Annotated in this window: 15 protein-coding genes; 3 read left to right on the forward strand and 12 right to left on the reverse strand. The window is 57.8% G+C overall.

The window, feature by feature from the left end; all coding sequences use genetic code 11:
- Window positions 1–59: 59 nt before the first annotated feature.
- The 3 genes from IT585_07025 to efp are packed head-to-tail and all read right to left on the reverse strand — an operon-like array spanning window position 60 to window position 2,106.
- Window positions 60–914, reverse strand: a complete 855-nt coding sequence (locus IT585_07025; GenBank protein ID MCC6962987.1) for a hypothetical protein — start codon at window positions 912–914, stop codon at window positions 60–62.
- Window positions 889–1,539, reverse strand: a complete 651-nt coding sequence (gene rnhC, locus IT585_07030) for a ribonuclease HIII (GenBank protein ID MCC6962988.1) — start codon at window positions 1,537–1,539, stop codon at window positions 889–891. Before rnhC ends, IT585_07025 begins: the two co-directional genes overlap by 26 nt.
- A gap of 9 nt (window positions 1,540–1,548) precedes the next feature.
- Complete coding sequence (gene efp / locus IT585_07035; GenBank protein MCC6962989.1) at window positions 1,549–2,106, reverse strand: elongation factor P; 558 nt, start codon at window positions 2,104–2,106, stop codon at window positions 1,549–1,551.
- Between the two features lie 330 nt (window positions 2,107–2,436).
- On the opposite strand from efp, the gene IT585_07040 reads away from it, so the two are divergent.
- The 3 genes from IT585_07040 to IT585_07050 are packed head-to-tail and all read left to right on the forward strand — an operon-like array spanning window position 2,437 to window position 7,459.
- Window positions 2,437–4,413: a hypothetical protein gene (locus IT585_07040; GenBank protein MCC6962990.1), complete on the forward strand. Its 1,977-nt coding sequence runs from the start codon at window positions 2,437–2,439 to the stop codon at window positions 4,411–4,413.
- Window positions 4,413–5,717 (forward strand): hypothetical protein, encoded by a 1,305-nt coding sequence (locus IT585_07045; protein MCC6962991.1) that lies wholly within the window; start codon window positions 4,413–4,415, stop codon window positions 5,715–5,717. The genes IT585_07040 and IT585_07045 overlap by 1 nt, the downstream gene beginning before the upstream one ends.
- A 14-nt stretch (window positions 5,718–5,731) precedes the next feature.
- On the forward strand, window positions 5,732–7,459 hold the full coding sequence (locus tag IT585_07050; GenBank protein ID MCC6962992.1) for a M6 family metalloprotease domain-containing protein: 1,728 nt from the start codon (window positions 5,732–5,734) through the stop codon (window positions 7,457–7,459).
- Window positions 7,460–7,506: 47 nt separating this feature from the next.
- Here IT585_07050 and IT585_07055 read toward each other — a convergent pair whose 3' ends face one another.
- The 9 genes from IT585_07055 to IT585_07095 form a co-directional block, all read right to left on the reverse strand.
- Entirely contained in the window at window positions 7,507–7,794 is a 288-nt protein-coding gene (locus IT585_07055; protein ID MCC6962993.1) for a zinc-ribbon domain-containing protein, read from the reverse strand.
- A 230-nt stretch (window positions 7,795–8,024) separates the two neighbouring features.
- Window positions 8,025–11,678 (reverse strand): PKD domain-containing protein, encoded by a 3,654-nt coding sequence (locus IT585_07060; protein ID MCC6962994.1) that lies wholly within the window; start codon window positions 11,676–11,678, stop codon window positions 8,025–8,027.
- Window positions 11,650–12,450 (reverse strand): hypothetical protein, encoded by an 801-nt coding sequence (locus IT585_07065; GenBank protein MCC6962995.1) that lies wholly within the window; start codon window positions 12,448–12,450, stop codon window positions 11,650–11,652. Before IT585_07065 ends, IT585_07060 begins: the two co-directional genes overlap by 29 nt.
- On the reverse strand, window positions 12,450–13,568 hold the full coding sequence (locus IT585_07070) for a hypothetical protein (protein MCC6962996.1): 1,119 nt from the start codon (window positions 13,566–13,568) through the stop codon (window positions 12,450–12,452). The genes IT585_07065 and IT585_07070 overlap by 1 nt, the downstream gene beginning before the upstream one ends.
- A 38-nt stretch (window positions 13,569–13,606) precedes the next feature.
- Window positions 13,607–14,911, reverse strand: coding sequence for a tetratricopeptide repeat protein (locus tag IT585_07075; GenBank protein MCC6962997.1), 1,305 nt, complete (start codon window positions 14,909–14,911; stop codon window positions 13,607–13,609).
- Window positions 14,908–15,918: a tetratricopeptide repeat protein gene (locus tag IT585_07080; protein ID MCC6962998.1), complete on the reverse strand. Its 1,011-nt coding sequence runs from the start codon at window positions 15,916–15,918 to the stop codon at window positions 14,908–14,910. The genes IT585_07075 and IT585_07080 overlap by 4 nt, the downstream gene beginning before the upstream one ends.
- Window positions 15,919–15,971: 53 nt before the next feature.
- Entirely contained in the window at window positions 15,972–17,954 is a 1,983-nt protein-coding gene (locus IT585_07085; GenBank protein ID MCC6962999.1) for a serine/threonine protein kinase, read from the reverse strand.
- 182 nt (window positions 17,955–18,136) lie between these two features.
- Window positions 18,137–20,164, reverse strand: a complete 2,028-nt coding sequence (locus IT585_07090; protein MCC6963000.1) for a dockerin type I repeat-containing protein — start codon at window positions 20,162–20,164, stop codon at window positions 18,137–18,139.
- Between the two features lie 14 nt (window positions 20,165–20,178).
- Entirely contained in the window at window positions 20,179–21,852 is a 1,674-nt protein-coding gene (locus tag IT585_07095; protein ID MCC6963001.1) for a dockerin type I repeat-containing protein, read from the reverse strand.
- Window positions 21,853–21,955 lie beyond the last annotated feature (103 nt).

A 21,955-nucleotide genomic window follows, 5' to 3' on the forward strand; every position in this document is an offset into this window, starting at 1 on the left:
TCTCCCCTGTACTCAATGTATCGACAATTGGAAGCTAACGATTACCGCCGGGGCGGCGGTCAGAACTTGCTGAGATTCTCGTGGATCGCCGCCGGAAGCTGCGCCGGCGACAAGGCGCCGAGATCGGTGACAAAGCTGGTGACCAGGCGATTGGGGGTTTCTTCGAAAAGCCGGTCGATGCGGGTAATCCGGTCGGCGATCGGGACGGCCGATTCATGGCGCGACGGCCGCAGATGTGCCGGCGCCAGCTTGCTGCGATCAGCCAGAACATAGACCGGCAGGCGCAGGTCGGCGGCAAAGCGGCAGAGGGCATGCGTGCCAACCTTGTTCGTGAAATCGGCTTCGGCGATCCAGTCGGCACCGAGCAGGACGGCGTTTACCTCTTTCAGGAAGGTGAGGCGGGCATCATCGGGAAAGATGGTGACGGCGAATTTATCAGCCGCCAGCTTGGTGGCCAAGCGCAGACCTTCGACATCAGGGCGCGCCTCAGACAAGAAGATTCTGGTCTTGCGATTGAAAATCTCGGTCACGGCCTGTTCGAGGATGCCGGAATTGCTGTGCAGCATGATCGCCTCCCAGTTGGAGCCGATCGGCCAGAAATGGCTTACGATTTGAGTGCGGGCCAGCTGATGGTCAGCAGTCAGGCGCTGCAAGAGTTCGCGCAGGTGAGCCGTGAGGTCGCTACCGCCACCGCCAGTGACAGCGGCGGCTAGCGCTGCGCCGGCGTAATGGAAACAGGCCATTTCGCGACGCGTTGCAGTGACCGCTGCCGGCAGTTCAACCAGGTTGGCGCCGACCAACTCCGACTGATTCAACGCGGTTGTCAGGATGCTCAAGAGTTGTTGGTACAATTGCGACGAGCCGCTAGTGCGATCGGCGCGCAGCGGTTCAAGCAGTCTGGCCCAGTCGTGCATGGATCTTGCTCGTGTTTTTGAAGTGCGTTTTGGCGACGTCCGCCAGTTTCATGTCGCCGTGTTGGCGGACGAATCGAGCGCCGACTTCGTCGACGATGGCGCCGCCGCCTTTCGGCAGTGCGATTGCAAATTCCGCTGAAAGTCGTTGCAGGCGGTCGAGGAATTCCGCACGGGCAATGATCGAAGCGACCGCGACGGCCGGCTCGGCTTCGCCGCGTACCCGTTGGACGATTTCGACATTGCGCCCCTTCTCCATCAATGCGCCGTTGAGCACATGGGCCTTAGCAAACTGATCGCTGACAACCCGGGAACAATCGACCTTTTCCAGCAGGTTTTCGATGGCGCGGGCATGCCCCCAAGCGAGCAGTTTGTTAAGGTTGCCGATGCGAGCGTAGAGCTCGTTGTACTTGGCGGGCATAATTACGACGAGGGCGTGCGGCACGTCGCGCCGCAGCCGTGCGGCCACAGTGAGCGCGCGCTGGTCGGAAAGCAGTTTTGAGTCGCGGACATTGAGTTCATCGAGCAGCGGCCGCTCCAAGACGCTGATCGCTGCCGCCACCACCACCAGCGGGCCGAAATAGTCGCCCTTGCCGGACTCATCGACGCCGCCAACGTAGTCGCTCAAGCGCCGCTCCTACGCGCGCTCGAGATATTTGCCGGTACGCGTATCGATCTTGATCATGTCGCCTTCCTTGATGAACAGCGGCACGCGGACATCCAAACCGGTTTCGACCTTGGCGTTCTTGGTCACGTTCGAGACGGTATCACCCTTAACGGACGGCTCGACCTCGATCACCTTGAGGATGACCGAAGTGGGCATGTCGAGGTTGATCGGCCGGCCCTCGAAGTAGAGGATCGTGTATTCGGCATTCTCTTTGAGGTAGTCGGCGTAGCCCTCCAATTGTTCCTTGGTCAGGAAGAACTGGTCGTAAGTAGCGGCGTCCATGAAGTAGTACTCGTCGTCGCTGTGATACAGATACTGAGTTTTCTTGTGCTCGAAGTCGGGGATATTGAAATTTTCTCCGGAGGCGAAGGTGCGCTCCACGACCTGGCCGGTCTTGATATTTTTCAACTTGGTCCAAACGTTGGCGCGGCCGCGGCCGGTCTGCGAGCGCAGAAAGTCGATGATGTAATAGGGTTCTCCTTCGATGGCAATCTTCATACCGATTCGAAAATCGCTGGTTGAAATCATTATTCCTCCGTTGGCGCCAATCGGCGCGGTCGCAATCTAACAAAGAAAAATATAATACCTCACGTTGCCCGCCTGAGGCAAGCGAATAAGTGCCCGCGGCGGCATTCGCCAGTCCGTTGCCGGGCATCACCATCGCTCGAAATATGCCATCTTCCCTACCCGCGTACCTATCGGTTGAATCCCACAATCCACCGCAAAAGCGACCGTTTCAGAGTGCACCGATCCTGCTTAATCACAACAGGATCGCCAAGTTAGGGCGGCCCTAATTGTCGGCACGTCGATTGCGCCAATCAGCAGGCAAATCACCTGTTCTGGGGAGGTAACAAACCGATGAAGGAGCAAAAGACGGCCCGAGGCCGGCTGCTGGCTGTTGGCGCGCTGTTGATCGCGACGGCGGCCCTTGTGGTCAGCTGCGGCATTGAAGCACCGAAGGCCCCCAGCTGGGATACCACGCTGACGGTGCCATTAATCAACCGCACATTCACGTCCGGCGAGCTGTTCGACAAACTCGCCAGTGCGAATATCACCACCGACAGTCTCGGCAACAACATTTTCCAGGTAATGCAGCAGCTTGATACGGTGCGGCTGGAATCGATTCTGGAGGTCGATCCGATCGCGGACGACTACGCCAAAGCTGTCGGTTCAATCAGAATGGCGCAACCGGCGGATTTGACGCAAAGTATCAACCTGGCCGATCACATGTCGCTTGTCCTCGGCGAGGTCCCGGATACCGGCATGGCGGTCGCCACCGAGTTTGGTCCGGCAGACTCCTTCACGGAGGCGGTTGTTGACCAGGGGACACTATCAATCACGGCGACCAACAACACTGGATTTGACCTGGACTCGCTGACCGGCGAACTGCGTCATCCGGTGAGTCATGCACTGATCGCTCGATTCGTGGCGCCGGGGGGGTTGGCGGATAACGCCAGCCACACTCAGCAGTTTTCGCTGGACGAGCAGGCGCTCGCGGCGGACGCGGATTTTGACGTCTATTTTCACACGCCGGGCGGTCCGGCGCTGTCGCTGGCCGATCGCGCGATCGATTTTCGGCTGCAATTCGGCAATGAGATCTATGTCAGGTCGATTACCGGCGCCGTGGCGGAATTCGAGACGGAGCTTGATCAACGGATCGGGCTCGACGAGTCAGTAGAGATTCACTCGGCACGGTTAGCCGGCGGGCAATTGCACTTTGTGGCGGTCAACAATCTGCCTTTGGGCGCGCAGTTGACGGTGACGGTTCCCGAGCTGACCACTGGCGGGCAGCCACTGCAATTCACGATCAATCCGGCGGCGCATTCACAGCAACAATACCAGCTCGATTTGGCGGGCTGGACGTTGATTCCGGTTGACGATTCACTGCAGGCCAGAATCGAAGCGCAGATTCCCAGCAGCAACGGCGGTTACGTTTCGATCGACGAGAACGATCGTTTCGATATCCACTTCAGTGTCGACGCCATCGAGATCGCGCAAGCAACCGGCATCGTACCACCGACGCAAGTCGAGTGGGACGCTACCGACGTAGGCATTGAAGTGCCGACGGGTTTTGAGACGGCGTCGCTCGAACTGGTCGAACTCGTCATCACCATTGCCAATCGGAGCGAGCTTTCCGGCGATATCGAACTTGCGTTGAACGCCTCCAACGGCAAGTCGCTGACGGTGAACGGTACAATCGCTTCGGGAAGTACGCAGAGCGCCGCCGTCAGCGAGATCTATTCCGACCAAGTGGCTGATCTGCTCTCGCCGCTCCCGGACCAGATTCGCGTGGCGGGCATCACGCTCCTGGGCGACGGCGTTACCACGGTTGATTTCTCCGCTGCTGACTATATCACCGCAACGGCGCGGTTGACGGCGCCGATGGCGTTCAGCCTGACGGCGGCGACGGTCGATGGCGACCTTAACGAACTGAAGGTCGACGAAGAGATTTCTGATCGGGCCGACCGGCTACACAGCGGCCACTTCCAAGGCACGATCACGAATCATCTGCCGTTGGGGGCTACGATAGAAATCCACATCGCCGCCAATCCGGACGACGTTCTGGCGCAGCCGCAGGTCGTGATCGGGCCACTGGAGTTTACGATGGCGCCGGTGGACGGCAACGGTCTGGTGACCCAGGCGTTGAGCAGTGACAATGACATCGAATTGACGCAGGAGGATCTGGGGGTTTTTGCCAACCGCACGCTTTATGTCGCTCCGGTGCTCGTCATTGCCGGAACGAACGGTCAGGTCGTGCGCATCCGCGCCAACGACTACCTCACGATATCAGGAACTCTGGAGATCCAGGCGCGCGTCGGCGGGGAGGATTTTTAATGAAACGAAACAAAATCAAAGCGATTGCGGTCGCAGCGAAACGCTCGCTCTCAGCGACCGAGCTGGGGTTGCTGGTGTTGTCGGCCATCGTGCTGGCGCTGATCCTCAGCCTGAGCGCCCGCGGTCAATCGACACGCAGCGCACGGTCGCTGGGAATGGCGGATAGCTATTTTCTGTTGTCGGCCAACAGTGACGGCGCCCTGCTGAATCCGGCCAACCTGGCATTGGCGCGCGAAAAGACGCGTTCCTTGAAGCTGATTTCGGTGGCCGGGTATGCGGCGAACAACGCGTTTTCGCTGTCGGACTACAAGAAGTACAACGGCGAATACCTTGATGAGAGCGACAAGCGCGACATTCTGAACAAGATCCCAACCGAGGGACTGCTGTTTGATGCAGCCGCCACAGCCGGAACGATGTCGTTCTCTGTCGGGACGCTGGCGATCAATGCCGAAGTCATCGGCGGCGGCCGCGGTAACCTCTCGAAAGATCCGATCGAGTTAGCCCTGATGGGCAACAAGATCGGTCAAGTGGTGACGGTTGCCGGCTCAGACGGCGAGTCCTGGGCAGCGGCTTCGATCGGGCTATCGTACGCGCGGCCGGCCGGCCGGATTTTTGGACGCGACTTTGCCGTGGGCGGTACGCTCAAGTATTTGCAAGGGCTGGGCTACTTCGCCGCGACAGAACTGACCGCGCAGGCGGTGACGCTGGCGAGCGGCATCGACGGCGAGGGCGGTCTCAAGACGATCAGTTCCACCGGCGGCAGCGGCTATGCCTTCGATCTGGGCTTCGCGGCGCAGGGAGCTTTTGCACAGTACGGCATTGCCGTGCGCAACATGATCGGCCGGATGAACTGGACGAAGGAAGTCGAGCACACCGAGTACACATTTCACATCGATAACATGACCATCGACAACGCTGACGACGACACGATTGTCGTGAGCGACGAGGTCAAATCGTCGTTGGTCTCCTACACCACCCGACCGCCAGTCGAAGTAGAGGTCGGTGCGGCGCGGCATTTCGGCAAAATCCTGACGGCCGTTAGCCTGCGGCAGGGCTTTACCGACGCCGTCTTCATTTCGAAGACTCCGCGCCTGGCGGCGGGATGCGAGTATCCGCTGGCCGGCCTGTTGGAGCTGCGCACCGGCATGGCGTTTGGTGGGGTGGATGACTTCTCACTGGGGCTCGGGCTGGGTTTGAATTTCGGTCCGGTCAATATGGACTTGGCTTACGCGTCCTCGGCGAAACTGCAGCCGTGGGACGGCAATGGCGCCAAGCTGGCATTCTCGACAATACTTGAGTTTTAGCTAAGGAGGATCCCGTGAAAATCCGTAAATCGATGCTTCTGATGCTCGGCCTGTTGCTGATCGGCGCGCTGATCGCCTCCGGTGTCGACGCCATGCCGCCGCACCCCAGCTTGCTGGAGAGCCAGGATCGTGACGGACGGCCGGAGTTGTCGCCGTTGCACAGAGTGTGTCCGCAGCCGACTCCCCTGGCCGGATCGCCGGACGGGCGTGGTTTCGGCGCCCCGCTGCGGTTCGGCGGTGCAGCCCCAACAGCGACCGGCAATATTCTGTGCATCCTAATCGAGTTTTCGGACAAGGCGGCGCAGGCTACTGCGGTCTCGTTCGACAGCCTGATCTTCGGTAGTTATCAAGGCACAGTGAAGCACTATTACAATGAAGTCTCGTATGGCTCGTTCGACGTGGTGACCGTCAATTATCCGTCGACGATCGACTGGCAGACGGCACCGCAAACGTACGCTTACTACTGCAACGGCAATAACGGCCTCGGTTCCTATCCGCAGAACACGCAGAAGCTGTTCGAAGATGTGATCGATCTGGTTGATCCCGTTGTCAATTTCGCCAACTACGATAACAATGGGGACGGTTACGTTGATGCCGTGATGCTGGTGCATACCGGCCCCGGCGCGGAACTGACCGGCAGCGATTTTGATATTTGGTCGCATGCCTGGGGCATCACCCCGAAATCGAAGGACGGCAAATGGCTGTCGCGCTACGCGATAATGCCGGAGTATTGGACGACTGTCGGCGACATGACTTGCGGCGTCTTTGCACACGAAATGGGTCATGCCTATTTTGAGTACCCTGACTTGTATGACATCGATTACACGTCGCGCGGCGTCGGCCGCTGGTCGCTGATGGCGGGCGGCTCGTGGAACGGCACACTCGGCAATTCGCCGGCGCATCTGGACGCCTGGTGCCGACTGCAGGCCGGCTTCACGACGGCCACCAACGTGCTGGCCAACCAGATCAACCAATCGATCCCGAATGTCGAGCAGAACGCCTCCGGCGCTATTTTCCGGCTCTGGACCAACGGCACGGTCGGGAATCAGTATTTCCTCGTGGAGAATCGGCAGAAACTCGGTTACGACGCACAACTGCCGGGCGCGGGGCTGTTGATCTGGCATATTGACGATGGCGTAAATCCGGGTGACAACAGCGACAACTCCGACGAGTGGTATCCGGGGCACACCAGTTCCGGGCATCTCCGCGTAGCGATCGAACAGGCGGACGGGCTCTTCGAACTTGAGAAGAACCTCGACAACGGTGATGCCGGCGATCCCTTCCCGGGAACTACGAATAACACGGCGTTCACCAGTCTGGCGACCCCCAATTCCAACGACTATTTGGGTCTCGGGACGCTGGTCTCGGTGACCAACATCTCGGCATCGGCCGCGACGATGAGCGCCGATCTGGCGGTGAGCTTGATCGCCGATGTCGATGACTATGCCTACGACGGCGTATTGCCGGATGAGTATGCGCTCGACCAGAATTGGCCGAATCCGTTCAATCCCGTCACCAAGATCTCATTTGATTTGCCGAAGACCGGCGCAGTGACGCTGGCGGTCTACAATCTGCTGGGTGAAAAGATTGAGACGTTAGTGGACTGCGTGCTGCCGGCGGGCAAGCACTCGTTTAGTTGGCGGGCCGATCAGAACGGGCGCGACCTGGCTTCAGGTGTGTACTTCTACAAGTTAAATACCGAAGGCGCTTCGTTAAGCCGCAAGATGCTGCTGCTGAAGTAACAGCGCGGAAACAGTGCTGGGGGACTCGGCTGCTCCTTCCGAGTCCCCTACATTGGCGTGAGAGGTTCACCGCCACCCGGACCGATGGAGCCGTTCCCGATATCGCCAATCGGAGGAAGATCGGGATCGAAGTCGGGTGGAAAGCCGCCGTTGGACTTCCCATTACCGCCATTTCCCCGGCCCTTCCGCTTGTACTCGGCGTAACAAGTCCGGCATCGTTTCGGGTCTTCGGTAAAACCCTTCTCGGCGAAATATTCTTGAGCGCTCTCGGTAAAGGCGAATTCCTCTTTGCAGTCGACGCAAATCAGGATTTTCACCCGATAATGTTTGTCCATAAATCCCCCCGTCCCGGATTATGGATTGTTAGTTACTACACGAAGTAGCTGCTCGATTCCATCCTCACTAATGGCGCGCATCCATGCGCAGTCAATGATTGCCCAAGGGGTATTTCGCCATACCCGCTCGATTATATCTCAGTCCACGATTTGAAAGTCAACTAAAATTTCTGCAACGGCTTACGGAAATGCCGCAACAACACTCCCGGCGGTCGCAGCCGCCGCTGCGACTACTGCAGCTTGAGCATTTTGCGAATTTCGGAGTAGCTGCCCGCCTCGAGCCGGTAGAAGTAGACACCACTCGATACCGAACGCCCGAACTGATCGGTGCCATCCCAGGTGACGCTGCGGAATCCGGCCTCCTCGTAGCTGTCGACGAGAATCCGGACGGTCTGGCCGAGGATATTGTGCACGGTCAGACGAACATTGCAGCCCTCCGGCAGCGCATAACTGATTTGCGTCTGCGGATTGAAGGGGTTCGGATAATTCTGCAGCAAGGTGAATTCGCGCGGCAGCACCGATTCTGCCGCCAGCGAACTGACGATCGCCAACATCCGATTGCCGCTCTCGCTGCCGGAGAGCGCTGCGAGCGCCGGTCGCAATTGGCGGAAGCCCTCGGCGTACTGCCGGAAGTCCACGGCATCGGTCAAGGTCGGCGCAATCAACTGGTGCGACGAACTCCAATTCTGCGCGATGGTCAAGAGATCGGCGATGTCGATTGCGCCGTCACCGTCGGCGTCGGCATAGGTTGCCCGCGGGTCAGCCCATTCTTGCGCCTGTTTGGGCGCCCAGCCGTTGCCTTCACCGTAGAGATTGCGCGCCGGGCCTTCCTGTCCGAAGAAGACACCCAGCGGCAGAACGTCGGCTTCGTTGACGTTTCCGTCATTATTGCAGTCCCCCGGATAAACTGCCGGTCCTGTGACAAAGCGGAAGACGTAGTCGTCCACGGGCGAGCCTTCGGCGAGATTGTTGTTGTTGCCATCGAGCGAATTGCCGGACTGATCGCGCACAGTGCCCAACAGGCGCACGATAATGGTATCATACGGCGGCAGTTTCGCCGCCGGCACCAGCCGCAGGCGGGTGTTATCGTTCAACACCGTGAAGGTCCCGGTAATCTGCTGCTGAGCGAGCCGGGCGCGCACATCGATGCGTCCGGCATCGAGGGTCGAATCGGCGAGGGGCTCGTTGAGATCAATCAGGATATCGCTGCCGATCAGCACGTGATCGGCCTCAGCGGCCGGCACGGTCGCGACCACTTTCGGCGGTTTCTGTTCGGGAATCGCCTGTGCCGCCAGAGAGACATAGAGTGTTTCGGCTACCGGGTCGTTCGAGACGATCCGCAGAGTCCCCTGCGCCGGTCCGATCGCGGTGGGATCAAACCGTACCGGGATCTTGAAGACGCCGCCGGGCTGAATCGCCGTGCTGGCAGTGGCCAGGGGCGTAAACTGCGGTTCATCACTGAGCACATTCGAAACGGTGAAGCTCAGGAGCGGGTCCTGGGGGAACTGCAAGCGATTGTTGACATACACGGTGTCGATGTCGGTCTCATCCTCCTGAACAAGGCCGAAATCGAGAACCGCCGGAGTCACTGCGGCAATCGACAACGGATTGGAATAGAACTGCAGTCTGATCGTATCGCGCGGCGCATTACGGGCGGAAACGGCGACGACCTGAAGATCATAAGCACCTTTGGCCAGGTCGTTCGACATGGTCACGGTCGCCGTGAAGCTCTGATTGGCGAGGACTTGGGAAGAACTCAATTGTACCGTTGCCGTTCCCCGCCGCGGCGTTTGCAGAACTGACGCGTTGAGATTGATGCCATATTCATACGGGCCAAACAAGGTATCGACGTTAATTGTGAAGCGGCGCTGCAACGGCGCAGTAAGGGAGTCGACCGCAAGGAGGCGCAGATCAAAGCCGGTCGCGCGAATATAGTCGAGGCGAATGTCGCGATCACCGGTACCGCATTCGTTGGAGGCCACGAGGTCGACCTGGTAGATTCCCGGCCGTAAATAAGTGTAGGTCGGCGATTGCTGGGTCGAGGTGCCGCCATCGCCAAACGCCCATTCCCAGCCGGTAGCCGGATAGTCGGAACTGCCGGTGAAATTGACTTGCAGCGGCGCCGAGCCGGTGAGGGGTGTGCCGGAAACAGCTGCAGCCGGCGCATCGATCACGTTGATCGCGAGCAGCATCGTGTCCTCGCCACAACCGTTGGCGGCAATCAAGCGCACGTTGTTGGCGCCAACGATATTGAACTGATGGGAGGGATTGGCCGTGGTGGAAGTACCACCGTCGGAGAATTGCCAGGCGAAGGTCAGGTCGGCTCCAAGCGACGTGCTGCTGAAGTTTACGGTCGTACCGACACAGATGGTGGTGTCGCTTGCCGTGAATGCGGCCTGCGGCGCCGCCAGTACCGTGATCGGCCGTGTGATCGTCACGGTATCTGTCTCGCACATGAACGTGGCACTGATCGTCAGGTCACCGGCGATCAGGAACGTTTTCGGAGACATGATCTCATCCCAGACATAGAACGTGTCGACGTCCCCATCGCCAAAATTCCAGATCGAAGTTTGCCAGTAGGCGTTGTAGGCGGGAGTAAAGTCGACCAATTCGCCGACGCAGGGCGTCAGCGGCAACCAGGTGAAGTCCTCGACCGCCAGCTTGCAGTTTTCGTACGGGCCGATGTCGTTGGCGGCACCGACGAAGCGGGAGCTGCCCGCGAAGTCGTTAAAGTGCGCCCAGTAGGGCAAATTGCGGCCGGCATCAATGAGCGGCGAATTCGAAGACAGGCGAAAATCGCCGCCGGCGAGATTGACGAAAAGCGGATTCACACCCTCTAAATTGCCCGCGCCTTGCGCACAGTTGATCTGCGGGAAATCAATAGGGATATTCTGATAAAAGGCGTTGTTGAAGACGAAGCTGGTGTCGCCGTTGAAGCAATTCGTGGCCGTGCCGTAATTCTCGACAAAGATGTTGTTATAAATCAGCGCCTGAGCGAAAAGCTCGCGATAGATCGCGCCGCCGCCGTCAGCGGTGGCAATAAGACTACTGTCGCGATAGAACAAATTATTGAAGAGATTGGCGTTCGTGTAATCGGACAGGAACACGGCCCCGCCGTGCCCCTGCACGGCGGTATTGCCGATGAAGATATTATTCTGGATCAGAATTGCTGAATCCTGCATGGACGACGAACGGCCCACGACATGGATAGCGGCACCGTCACCTTGCAGGGAGCGGTTATCTTCGAAGATGTTATTAATGATTTTGGGTTCAGAGAACTCGCAGTCCATGGCCGCGCCGCGCGCGAAGGCGATATTCTGCGCGATATAGTTGTTGCTGATGATGGAGCGGGAGTACTGCATGGCGATTCCTGCGCCCCAGATATCGGATTCAACCGAACCGTTCTGGTAAATGCGGCAGTTGCGAATTTGCGGCGAGGAGTACACACCTTCCAATCCCTGCATACTGATTGCGGTCGGCCAATAGCGCGTAATCGTAAAGCCGTCGACGATCGTCGATTCCGAGATGCCGTAGCCGAAATAGAACGCCGTGCCGTCGCCGTTGCCGTCGAGGAAGGTCGAGTCGGCGCCGCCACGGCTCTTGAACACGACCGAGCCAAAGGTGATAGTGAGATACTCCTGGTACGTTCCCGGCTTGACCATTACCGTGTCAGTGGCGTTGAAATTGCGCTGGTTATAGGCAAACTGGATCGTGCGGAAGGGATTGGCCTCGGTGCCGAAATTGGCGCCGACGGCATCGGTGCCGTTGGTTGCGACCCAAAGCAGGCGCGCTTGCGCCGTTGACGAGAGCAAGACCACGACAAGCAGGACGAAGATAACGATGTTGATTCGCCGATTACGGTGCGCCAATTTGGACCTCTCCATTTTCGATATACAAAACTCCATCCAACGGCAGCAAATCGCCGCGCCAGTTGACTAGTTGCAGCGTACTCGGATCGATATTGAGATGCGCCAATCCGGAGCCGACAGCGGTGAATGTCACTTGCAGCAAAGTCGCGTCCGCTGAGACGCCTTGTGGCTGCTGGTTGCCCTTCAAAGTATAACCCACGGCCAGGTAGTTCTCGCGTTCAACCGCAAAGAAGATCGGGTCGCGACCGGCAAAGAGATCTCCGGCTTCGAAGGCGGCGACTGACATCATGGTGGAATCAAATTCCAGTCGAAAACTCGCGCCGAAGAGTGAGTCAACGTTATAAATCCGTACCTGGAAAGTGGCCGAGTCGGCATCGGTCATGGCGTGATAGATTGGCGTCACCTTAATCATCGGAACTTGTGGTTCAAGATCGATGATGATCTCGGTTATCTGGCCACCCAACACATCCGCCGTGCGGCTGCCGCTGTAGAGAGCCACCTCCTCGGCATCAAAAGCTGTCATCGTGAAGACGCGGTCCTCGCCGATCGGCACTTCCAGTTCAATCGTCGCTTCGCCGTTTACCATTTCTGCCGACTGGGTGATGGTCTCCATGTCGGCGGCTGTCACGGCCAAGACTATGCCGGTGACATTGCTACCGACACCCAAATCCTTGGCCAAGGCTGAAACCACGACTTCCCGGGCACTAGCCGACGAGGGCAGATTTCCTGAGCAGCCGGCGACCAGGAGCGCCGCGCCACCGAGCAAGAACAGAAGAAGATTGCGCATCAGAAGCTAAACCTCCCTCCGAAAGTGAACTCAGTGCCGGAGACATCGATCTCCCGGTCTTGGGCGGCGTCCTTGTTGGCTTTGCCGTCGTGGAGCAACAAGCGGGCGAAGAAGGTGTAATGCTTGTTCGGAGCCGTATACTCCAGTCCTGCGCCATAGGAATAGACATCGGACTTGCCGAAGAAGTTGGTTGAACTCGATTCGTAATCGTTGGCGGACAGCGAGCGGTAGCCGCCGGTAACCGAAGCTCGCACCGTCGGGGCCAGCAGGTAGGATAGCGTGCCGCCGAGAACCAACTTGTTGCTGTTGGAATTCTGTTCTTCAGTGGTCAGCGAATTGCCGAACAGGATCGAGTTCTTCTGGCGAGCGATGTAGCCTAAATACGCCTGCACTCCGGCTTTACCGAACTGGTTGCGTTGGCCCAGCAGAATCGACATCACGCCACCACTCTTAAAGACTTCGCGGCTCCCGACTTTGTCCGCCAGGTAGTAGCGGTACGACAGGTCAATATCGGTGCTCGACGTTTCGGTCGCGGAGGCGGTAGCGGAGAATTGGAGGCTGAACTCGTCGCCGGGATTGTACTTCTCGCCGTTCTCCTGATAGGTAAAACCGCCATTGAGATTGTAGCTGACCGAGGCGCCGTAGGCAAGCCAGGCATTCGCTTCGGTAGCGAAGCCCAACTGCCCGATCAGGCCGAAGCCCTGAGTCACCTGCTTGACCGGCGTGGTCAAGTAATCATCAGAGATCAACTCCGCCAGCCGCACCTCCACCGTGTCCAACTCCGAGGTTCCGGAGGGAAGCTGGAGGCCGAGCGAAGCAAACATCCGGTCGTCGGCGAATGCGCGGTAGGCGCGCAGCGTCGTACCGGAAAATGAAGTCAGGGTCGCATCGAAATCGCCGTAATCGTAGTTTGAGCGGCTGATGGCGCTATTGAAGTGGACTTCCCAATTGTCCTGCAACGGGATCATTACCATGAAGGGGAAGGCTGACTGGGTGAGGTTAGTTTCCTCGCCGCCGGCAGTCAGCTTCCAGCTTTGGTAAACAACGCGCGCTGAAATTACTTTCGACTGGCCGTACACGATTTGAGCGGTAAGATTCGCAGTCGCAAACAGAGTCAAAGCGCAGATCGTTGGAATCAGATAGCGATAACCAGGTTTCAGTTCGGCCTCCCTCGCACAATCACGGTACCGCGGCTTTCGCGCGGCGCGACATATGGATTTTCATTTTCGGGAGCCACCCCGCGTGTCGATTCTTGCAGCCGCTGCATTACTTCGCTGCGATCGACTTGCTGCGCCGGTTGCTGTTCTTCGGTGCCGAGGCTGGTCAGTTCGACAACCTGGCTGATCGGTTTCAACTGGCCGTTATAGTCACTCAGGCCACCGAATTCCTGCAACGCTTGTTGCGCCAGACCGAAGTTCGGGTCTTCCTTGGCGGCTTCCTTGAACTCGGCCTCGGCCAGGGCATATCGTCCCTGGTCGACATATTCCAGCCCGCGCGAGTAAGCCACCAGCGCCAGCATCGATTCGGTTGCCGGTTTGGCAATCGCGTGGCGCAGTTCGGGGGTGATCTCATAGCCCATGGTCTGAATCAGATCAAGACTGAGGCGCTTCTGCATCTGGAAAAACTCATTGAGCTTCCCTTCCTGCTTCTGCGGATACTTCGCCATCCCGGGGCCGACGTCGATAATGCCGGCGTCGATTTCCAGGCCGCTTTCGGAACGGCCGGTGAGTTTGCCGGTCACGACGCGCGCGGCACCAACCAGGCGGCCGACCCGGGGCGAGTGATACTTGTCGGAAAATTCCGTCTGGCTGAGTGCCAACTCCTTGCGCAATTGATCAAGTTCCAGCCGCTCCACCAGGCTGAGGCCTTCAACTTTTGCAAGATCGGCATAAACCAATTCGGCGATACCGCGCCCCAGAGGTTGGTATTGAGCGGGCAGCGAATCGGCGTCAAAACGAATCACCGCGACGGCGTTTGACGGGATCTTATCGGTATTGATGTTTTTCTCATTGGCCACGGCGCCGCTAACGATGGTCTTCAGATTCTGATCCTCTAACCACCGCAAGCGCTGTCGGATCTCCGTCGCGATACGCGGGTCGTTCTTGCCGGAGACGTAAGTGCGGTACAGCGCCCGCGCCTCGTCATTCTTCCCCAGGCGCTCAAAGGTCATGCCTTGGTAAAGCGTCGTGGTGGCATCATCCGCCTTCAAACGCGCCGCCTGGTCCAGTGCGTTTTGCGCCTGCGTCAGGCTGTCGAGATTGAAGTACGCGATGCCCAGGGAACGCCAGGCTTCGGACTTGTTCGGAGAGGTTTCGGTCTCGCGCTGATAAACAGCGAGTGCCTTCTCATAATCGCCCCGCGACAGGGCGCGGGAGCCGGTACTTTGCCTGCCGGCGGCACAGCCGGCCACCAGGCCGGCCAGTGCGATCAGGACTGCCGCTTGGAGAAATCCGTTTCTCATTGGGTATTCGACTTAATCTCCAACTCTACGCGTTGCTTTTGCTCCGAGGCCAACACGAAATTCGGAGAGATTTCGAGCGCCTGGGCGAAGCACTTGTTTGCCTCTTCCAGTTTGCCCGCTTCGCGATAGGCCAGACCCTGACCGTAGAGGATCGTCGAAGCCAAACTGACGTCGGGAACGCGTCCGGATGCCTTCTTGATCGCCTCGGCCTGAACGTTAAAGTAGGTCAAGATCGAATCGGCGACTTGGGTGATCAACTGACCGATCTTGCCTTCCTTGCCTTCGATATCCACGACTTTCTTCGGCAAACTGGTCTCGGTGTCGATGATGCGGGCAATGATCTTGACCTTATTGCCATCCATCTTCATGAAGGTACCGAAGACGAAGTTCTGCACGCCGACCAGCTTGCCAACCTGAACGCGGTTGTTCTGATCCGCCAGGTCGCTTTGAGAGAGTTTGAGTTCGTCGAAGATGTAATTGAAATTCTCGCGGGCCGGCACATAAACGACGCCGGACTGCGTTAACGAGCTGTTGATCAACGCGGCGATCCCGACACCGGCGGTGGCATACTTCTCAGCATCCATGATCGAGCCGTTGTTGAAGTCGGAGGCAAAAACGGTGACCGCTTTGGCCGCCTGCCCCGGTTTGAAGCCCGTATCGTTCACGAACTTGATCCAGGCGTGGCCAACCAGCTTTGGCTCTTTGTCGGGATTGAACGCGGTGGTCGGGTCGAGCTTGACAAGCACGGCCAGGTAGTTCTGCGCCAAGTCGGGCTGTTTCGCCTGAGCAGCAGCGCGTGCCAATAGCTGGATGATCTTGACGCTGTCGGGCGTGGTCATCCCCGGCGCGGCCAGCAGATCCTTGGCTTTCAGCACTACCTGATCAAATTGCGCGTCGTAGTAAAGGTTCTCTAATTTCTTGAGATCGTCACTGACGGCGGCCGTAGCGTTTGCGACAAAGCAGACGGCGAGCACCAATGCGATCAGCGTCGTGGTTAGAGTCTTCATACTGTTTTCCTTTCTTCAAACATCAGAAAGTTGACAAAATCACGCAAATCATTTTAGCGCTTGCGCAATGTAAACCGGACAACGTCATCCTGCCGAAGATTGACAAACTGGGCGCGGCCACCGGTGCTGTAGTCCGGGTGCTCCACCCAGATCTTATGCGGTCCGGCCAACAGCTTGAGATTACAAGGAGTTTCTGTGTCCTCTATCTTGACGTTGTCCACAATGACTTGCGCCGCAACGCCCGGACCGTCGTTGGGTTCGCGAGCGCCGATACTCAGTTTGTATTCTTTGTTCTCCAACGAAAAGACCTTGCTGGCTTCTGTGCCGGTCACCATCACCACATCTGTTAGCCTGCCCATATCGGTGACGATTCCGACCTCATGATTTCCTGGAGCGAGATCACCAAATGTCACGGGTTGTCCATCATATTTTACGCCTTTTCCGTCGAAGATGACCTGAACCGGTTCGAAAATCTTGTAGTTTTCGACGGTTACGCGGATTGAACCCAGCGCCGTCGGGACTAATCCCTGTAATGTCAACGACTTGGATTCGACAGAATTGCCAATCCGAATCGTTTCGTTGACTGGTTTCATCTCTCGACCAGAAACCTTGATTGCATAATCACCGGGGGCCAGGCCGGTGTAGTCCAGCGCTGTCCCCGTATACGCCTGACTCTGCCCGGCGAATTCAACGGTCACAGGCACAAATGCCTGATAGTTGTTCAGAGTTAGTTTCAGACCGCCGGTAGCAGGCGTCTCCTGGAAACCGCGCCAAATTTTAATCAGCGCCGGTGGGAAACGACCCTCGGCAAAATCGAGCTTCGGGTTGGAACTGTAAAGGCCGCGCAGAAGTGTGGTTGCTTCAGTGATCTTCTGATTCATCAGCATTGCAGACGCCAGAAGTTGGACGATTTCCTGTTGCTGCTGCGGTGACGCGCCCGATGAGTTCCGCAGATTGGTCAGCAGGGATTCAGCCAGGGGATATTGCTTGTCGGAGTAACGATCCATCGCCAGTTGCATGGAGTCGGCGAAGGTGGCTTGTGCCGGGAGCTTGCCGTCTTCCCTGCCGCTCAAGAGCATCACGCCCGCAACCACCGCTGCAACTATGACCACGCCGATCAAGGCATACAGCCACTTGCGCGAACCGCCGGGCTTGGAGTACTCGACGGCGATCGTCTTGTCGAGGCTGGCGGTGTCGGTGCGCACAGTCTTGTCGTCGGTCCCCGTCAGCGGCAGGGCGCGGAGGGCCTGCGACATTTCGCCGGCACTCTGGTAGCGCTTCTCCGGCTTCTTCTCCAACGATTTCATTACGATCTGCTCGAGCGGACGCGGTAAATCATTGCGGTACTGAAGAGGCGACGGCGGGTCTTTCTCCAAGTGACCGGACATGATTTCATAGTCGGTATCCGCCTCAAACGGCGTGTGCGCGGTCAAGACCTGATAAAGCGTGACGCCCACCGAATACAGGTCGCTGCGGTTGTCGATGTCTTTGCCGCGAATCTGCTCCGGTGACATGTAGAGCAGCGAGCCGGCACCGGTCCCGGTGCGGGTGAGCTTGGCGCTGCCGGCGACTTTGGCGATGCCGAAGTCGGTGATCTTGACCGTACCTGACTTGGTCAGCATGATGTTGGACGGTTTGATGTCGCGGTGAACTATCCCGTTTTGGTGGGCGTAGCCAAGCGCTGAGAGCAATTGGTCGAAGATGGGAACGACTTCCGCCGCCGAAAGAAAGCGGCGGTCGCGCAGAACCTTGTCAAGATTCGTGCCGTCGACAAACTCCATCACGATGAAGTTGAGGCCGTCGAGTTGATCGTAATCGTAGACGCGCACAATGTTGGGGTGCTCGAGCCGCGCCAACGCCAGCGCCTCGCGCTCGAAGTAAGCGGCCAGCATCTCATCGGAAGCGACTTGCGGATGAAGGATCTTGAGCGCGACCTGCTTCTGCAGCTTGGTGTGATACGCCAAGAAGACCGCCCCGAATCCCCCTTCGCCGAGCTTATCAATGATGTCGTATTTCCCGACGCGCTTTAAGTCCATTTAAGTTTTACGCTTCCAGCTACTTAGTCATTACGGGTCCAGCTTTAATTGTTATCGGCATTTTGGTGCAGGGTCAACAAAAAACCACGACCTTTCTGCGAACTTCGAGCCGTCGCAGTCCAGAAATGACTCACCCCGATCGGCTTCGACCGGGGTGGAAATTCCTAAAATTGTCGTTTGGCTCAGAAGGGATTGCAGGGGGGGTACGGTCCACCGCCGAAGATGTACGAGATCAGGGCGACCGCATCCGAGATGTTCACCGGCATGCTGCAGTTGGCATCACCGGCTTCGTCAACGGGGGTCGGTGCGGGGCCGCTGGCAAAGATGTACTGGATGACATAGACGGCGTCGCTGACGTTGATGGCGCCGCTGTTGTCAGCATCTCCATGCATGACCAGCACGAGCACATCGCCGGAATCGGTATCGCTGACTCCCACAACGCTGGTGGCATCGGCAGTGACGCTGACCGAATTGACGGTCGCGGGCATCACGCCGGCCGGCGCCGTCAAATTCACGGTAACGTCGGCCTTGTCGCCCGCCGCCACGGTTACCGACGAAGGCGAGAAGGTCTGCGCCCAGCCAAGGGAATTGGTCGCGCTGACGTTATAGGTCTCATCGAGCAGGCCGGTATTCTCGATCTGGAAGAGCAGCGACGTGCCGGTATTCGAGTAGACGCTGTCGGCGGCCGTGGCGATGACGTTGACCGCGTAGTTCGGAGCAGTGGTGTACGAGGCGCCATAAGTGTAGCTGCGGTCGTTGATCGACTGAGAGACGTTGGTAATGACCATGATCAGCGCATCGTAGTTGCCGGCATTGGGCAGGGTGAAGGAGCCATCGCCGGTGACATTGAGCGACATCTGATTCTCGACGTAGGTGTTGGTCGGGGTCATCTTCCAGGCGAGTAAGTTGACGATCCAGGGTACCGAGTTGTCGCCGTTGAAGTCGACCGTGAAAGTGGCGGCGCCGGCCGGAATGTTAAAACGCACGTAGTTGGAGCCGTAAGCATCGGGGAACTTGCCGGTAATGGGCGTCTGGCCGGAGGTCGGATATGTTGTGTGGGTGCGCACCAGCGGCACCTGCAGGTAATGGGAAGCCTCGACGTAGTGAAGTCCGTCACTACGGCTGCCGGTGATGAAATTCCACATGGTAAACCGCGCCACCTGCTGGTTAATATTCTGCCCGTAGTTGTTGGTCAGGATATTGCCGGTGCCGACATACGAGGTCGTGGTGCGCAGTTCATCCCAAATCTGCGGCATGATCGCGACGCCGAAATTTTCCTGCAGGAAGGTCGGCCAGATGAATGCCGCATACATGTGCAGACCGGTATTAGAATTCAAGGCGTAGTCCGGGACACTAAAGAACTCCGTCATATAGTTGTAGTTGTCGTTCACCGGATCAAAGACCACATCCTCCATCCAAGTGGAAGAAGCTTCCATGAACCAGGAGTTCTCGCCGACGTCATAGGCAAACTGCACGGCGTGGTAGTATTCGTGGGCGACAGTCACTTTGGCAGCGCCCTTCTGGTCGCCGTCGGGGTCATCATTATTCGGGAAACCGATGAAATTGCGATGAACCGAGATATAGCTAATGGCATCGTTCCAGGCTTCAGGTCCGGCGCCTTCCGGCTGGGTGTAGCCGTAGTAGCCCATTTCTTCGGTGTAAATATCATAGCGGGCGTCGCCGCCGGCCACTCCATCCGAGGGCGGCTTGCGGTGGCCGAGGTTGGTGACCTCGGTGCGGTAAGAGCTGTCGGCGTAGGCGGCAAGCCATTCAACATAATCGGGGATGCCGTTCGCCGGGCTGGTATCGGCGGTGGGGACGGCATCCGAGCCGGTGATATTGTAGTGAATCTTAAACTCACCACCGGGAGAATTGTAAGTGTTCGTTGCTGACGGCCGGGCCATGATCTCACGGAATTGTGCCTGCCCCTCCGGGGTAAACTGGTCCCAGTTCTGGCGGATTTCGAGGATGATCTCGGTAGCGCACTTGGCGACTTCGATCGCGTCGGACTGAAAGTCCGCCGGCAGGGCCTGCGGTTCGCGGATCGACATCATTTCGTAGAGCATCTTTTGTTCGTAGTTTAACTCGCCGTTGGCGTAGGCATCCTCGATCAGGCGATAGGACGATTGGCGGGCGGCGGATGACGGAATCGCCGCGGCAAGCACGACGATCGCCAACAGCAGCAAGGTACGTTTTAATCCGATTTGCATGGGGTCTCCCGGGGTTAGTATTGGCATGGCGGCGGGCCGCCGGCAAAGATATACGAAATCAGATGCACGGCATCACTAATGGAACCGATGCCGTCGCAGTTGACATCGGCGATGTAGCTCGGGTAGGGTGTAGCGCCGCCGGCGAAGATCCAGTTGATCAAGAAGACGGCGTCGGAGATGCTGATCTGAGTGTCGCCGTCGACATCGCCGGGACGGCGAAAATGCAGATGATACGTGAAATTGTACTCGGTGCCGAAGTGCGCGGCGACAGCGGGAATGAACGTGACGCGCAGCACATTCCGGAAATCGGCGATCCAGACCTTGGCCTTGCCTCCGGCAAGCGGCACGAGCAGCGAATCAAAGTAGTTGCCGTCGCCGTAATCCACCACATACGCCAATGTCCAAGTGGTGGCGTTCAGGCCGGTGAAGTCGAACCCGACGATGCCGTCATAGCCGTTAAGATTTTCAAAGACGATATAATTCGAGGCATACGGCTGCGGCGGAGTCACCGAGAAATTACCCGAATCGGGGAGGTCGTAGTGATAAGCCATCACATCGACTGGTGGATAATCGGGCGCGGATTCATAGTGTGTGCCGGTGGAGCGGCTGTTGGTGTAGTAGTTCCACAGCACGAAGCGCGTAAACTCGCGTTCGAACGAGCTTCCGGCCGAGTCGATTACAGCGCCCCAGGCTACGATTGCGGAGGTCGTGCGGCATTTTGCCCACAGATCGCGCATGATGATGGCACCGAAGCGTTCCTCAAGGTACTTCGGCCACACGAACGAAGCGTAGCGATGAAAATCGCCGGCCTGTAACCCGACCTCCGGATAGTTGAAGAATTCCGGTAGGTAGTTGTAGTTGTCATTCACTTGCGGAAACGCCATCTCTTCCATCCAGGTGGACGACATCTCCATAAAGAAACTAGCTTCCGAAACATCGTAGGCGAACTGCACGGCGTGGTAGAACTCGTGGGCAATCGTGACTTTGAGCGCACCCATCACATCGCCCTCGGGATCGTCGTTCGGTGGAAATCCCGGCGAGAAGGTGCTGTGGATCACGATATGGGAGGCGTAATCGTTCCACGATTCGGGACCAGGTGACTCGGGAGTCGTGTACCCGTAGTATGGAATTTTTTGGAAGTAGATATCGTATTGATCGCTGCCGCCCTGGCCGTTGTCGACCGGCGGTTTAAGATGCGCCAGTTGGTCGAGTTCATAGGACCAAACGGAATCGGCGAGGTTCGCGGCACGTTCGATGAAGTCGGGAATTCCGGACGAATCATTGTCGGCCGTCGGTACAGCGTGCAGGCCAGTGAGGTCGAAGAAAAGCCGGAAGTAGCCTTGCGGCGACTCGACGTAGAATTGCGTCTGTGGTCGGGCCATAAACATCTTGGCATACGAGCCGTAAAGTTCGGGATTGGCGTTGATCACGGCAAAGGCCTCGACGAGGGCATCAGTCGCGCACTTCGAGATGGCGGCGGATTCGCGCGAATAGCGCTGGGGAAGCGATTGCGGTTCAAGAATTGCCATTGCCCGATAGATCGTGGCCATGTCGGCACTAATCAAGCTCGACTGCTGGTCGGCAGCGAGTTGTTGTTCGAAAAGAGATGGCGAAGTCGTCGGAGCCTCATGAGCCAGGAGTGCCGGGCTGAGCAAGGCGATGTAAAGAAGTGATAGAAGTCTGCGCAATTCAACAACCTTCAGGACAAGACGGTACGGTGACTGGCACGAAATACACTTCGACGAATGCAATATACTCCCGCCGTTGCGGTTTGTCAAGTACAGTTCCGGC

Source organism: Candidatus Zixiibacteriota bacterium (assembly GCA_020853795.1).
Lineage (GTDB): Bacteria > Zixibacteria > MSB-5A5 > CAIYYT01 > CAIYYT01 > JADJGC01.

Excerpts from the sequence above, each read along its gene's own strand:
- IT585_07055 (MCC6962993.1), bottom strand. The coding sequence starts at position 7,794 with ATGGACAAACATTATCGGGTGAAAATCCTGATTTGCGTCGACTGCAAA.
- IT585_07075 (MCC6962997.1), bottom strand. The coding sequence starts at position 14,911 with ATGAGAAACGGATTTCTCCAAGCGGCAGTCCTGATCGCACTGGCCGGC.
- IT585_07080 (MCC6962998.1), bottom strand. The coding sequence starts at position 15,918 with ATGAAGACTCTAACCACGACGCTGATCGCATTGGTGCTCGCCGTCTGC.
- IT585_07060 (MCC6962994.1), bottom strand. The coding sequence starts at position 11,678 with ATGGAGAGGTCCAAATTGGCGCACCGTAATCGGCGAATCAACATCGTT.
- IT585_07085 (MCC6962999.1), bottom strand. The coding sequence starts at position 17,954 with ATGGACTTAAAGCGCGTCGGGAAATACGACATCATTGATAAGCTCGGC.
- IT585_07090 (MCC6963000.1), bottom strand. The coding sequence starts at position 20,164 with ATGCAAATCGGATTAAAACGTACCTTGCTGCTGTTGGCGATCGTCGTG.
- IT585_07065 (MCC6962995.1), bottom strand. The coding sequence starts at position 12,450 with ATGCGCAATCTTCTTCTGTTCTTGCTCGGTGGCGCGGCGCTCCTGGTC.
- IT585_07045 (MCC6962991.1), top strand. The coding sequence starts at position 4,413 with ATGAAACGAAACAAAATCAAAGCGATTGCGGTCGCAGCGAAACGCTCG.
- efp (MCC6962989.1), bottom strand. The coding sequence starts at position 2,106 with ATGATTTCAACCAGCGATTTTCGAATCGGTATGAAGATTGCCATCGAA.
- IT585_07025 (MCC6962987.1), bottom strand. The coding sequence starts at position 914 with ATGCACGACTGGGCCAGACTGCTTGAACCGCTGCGCGCCGATCGCACT.
- IT585_07040 (MCC6962990.1), top strand. The coding sequence starts at position 2,437 with ATGAAGGAGCAAAAGACGGCCCGAGGCCGGCTGCTGGCTGTTGGCGCG.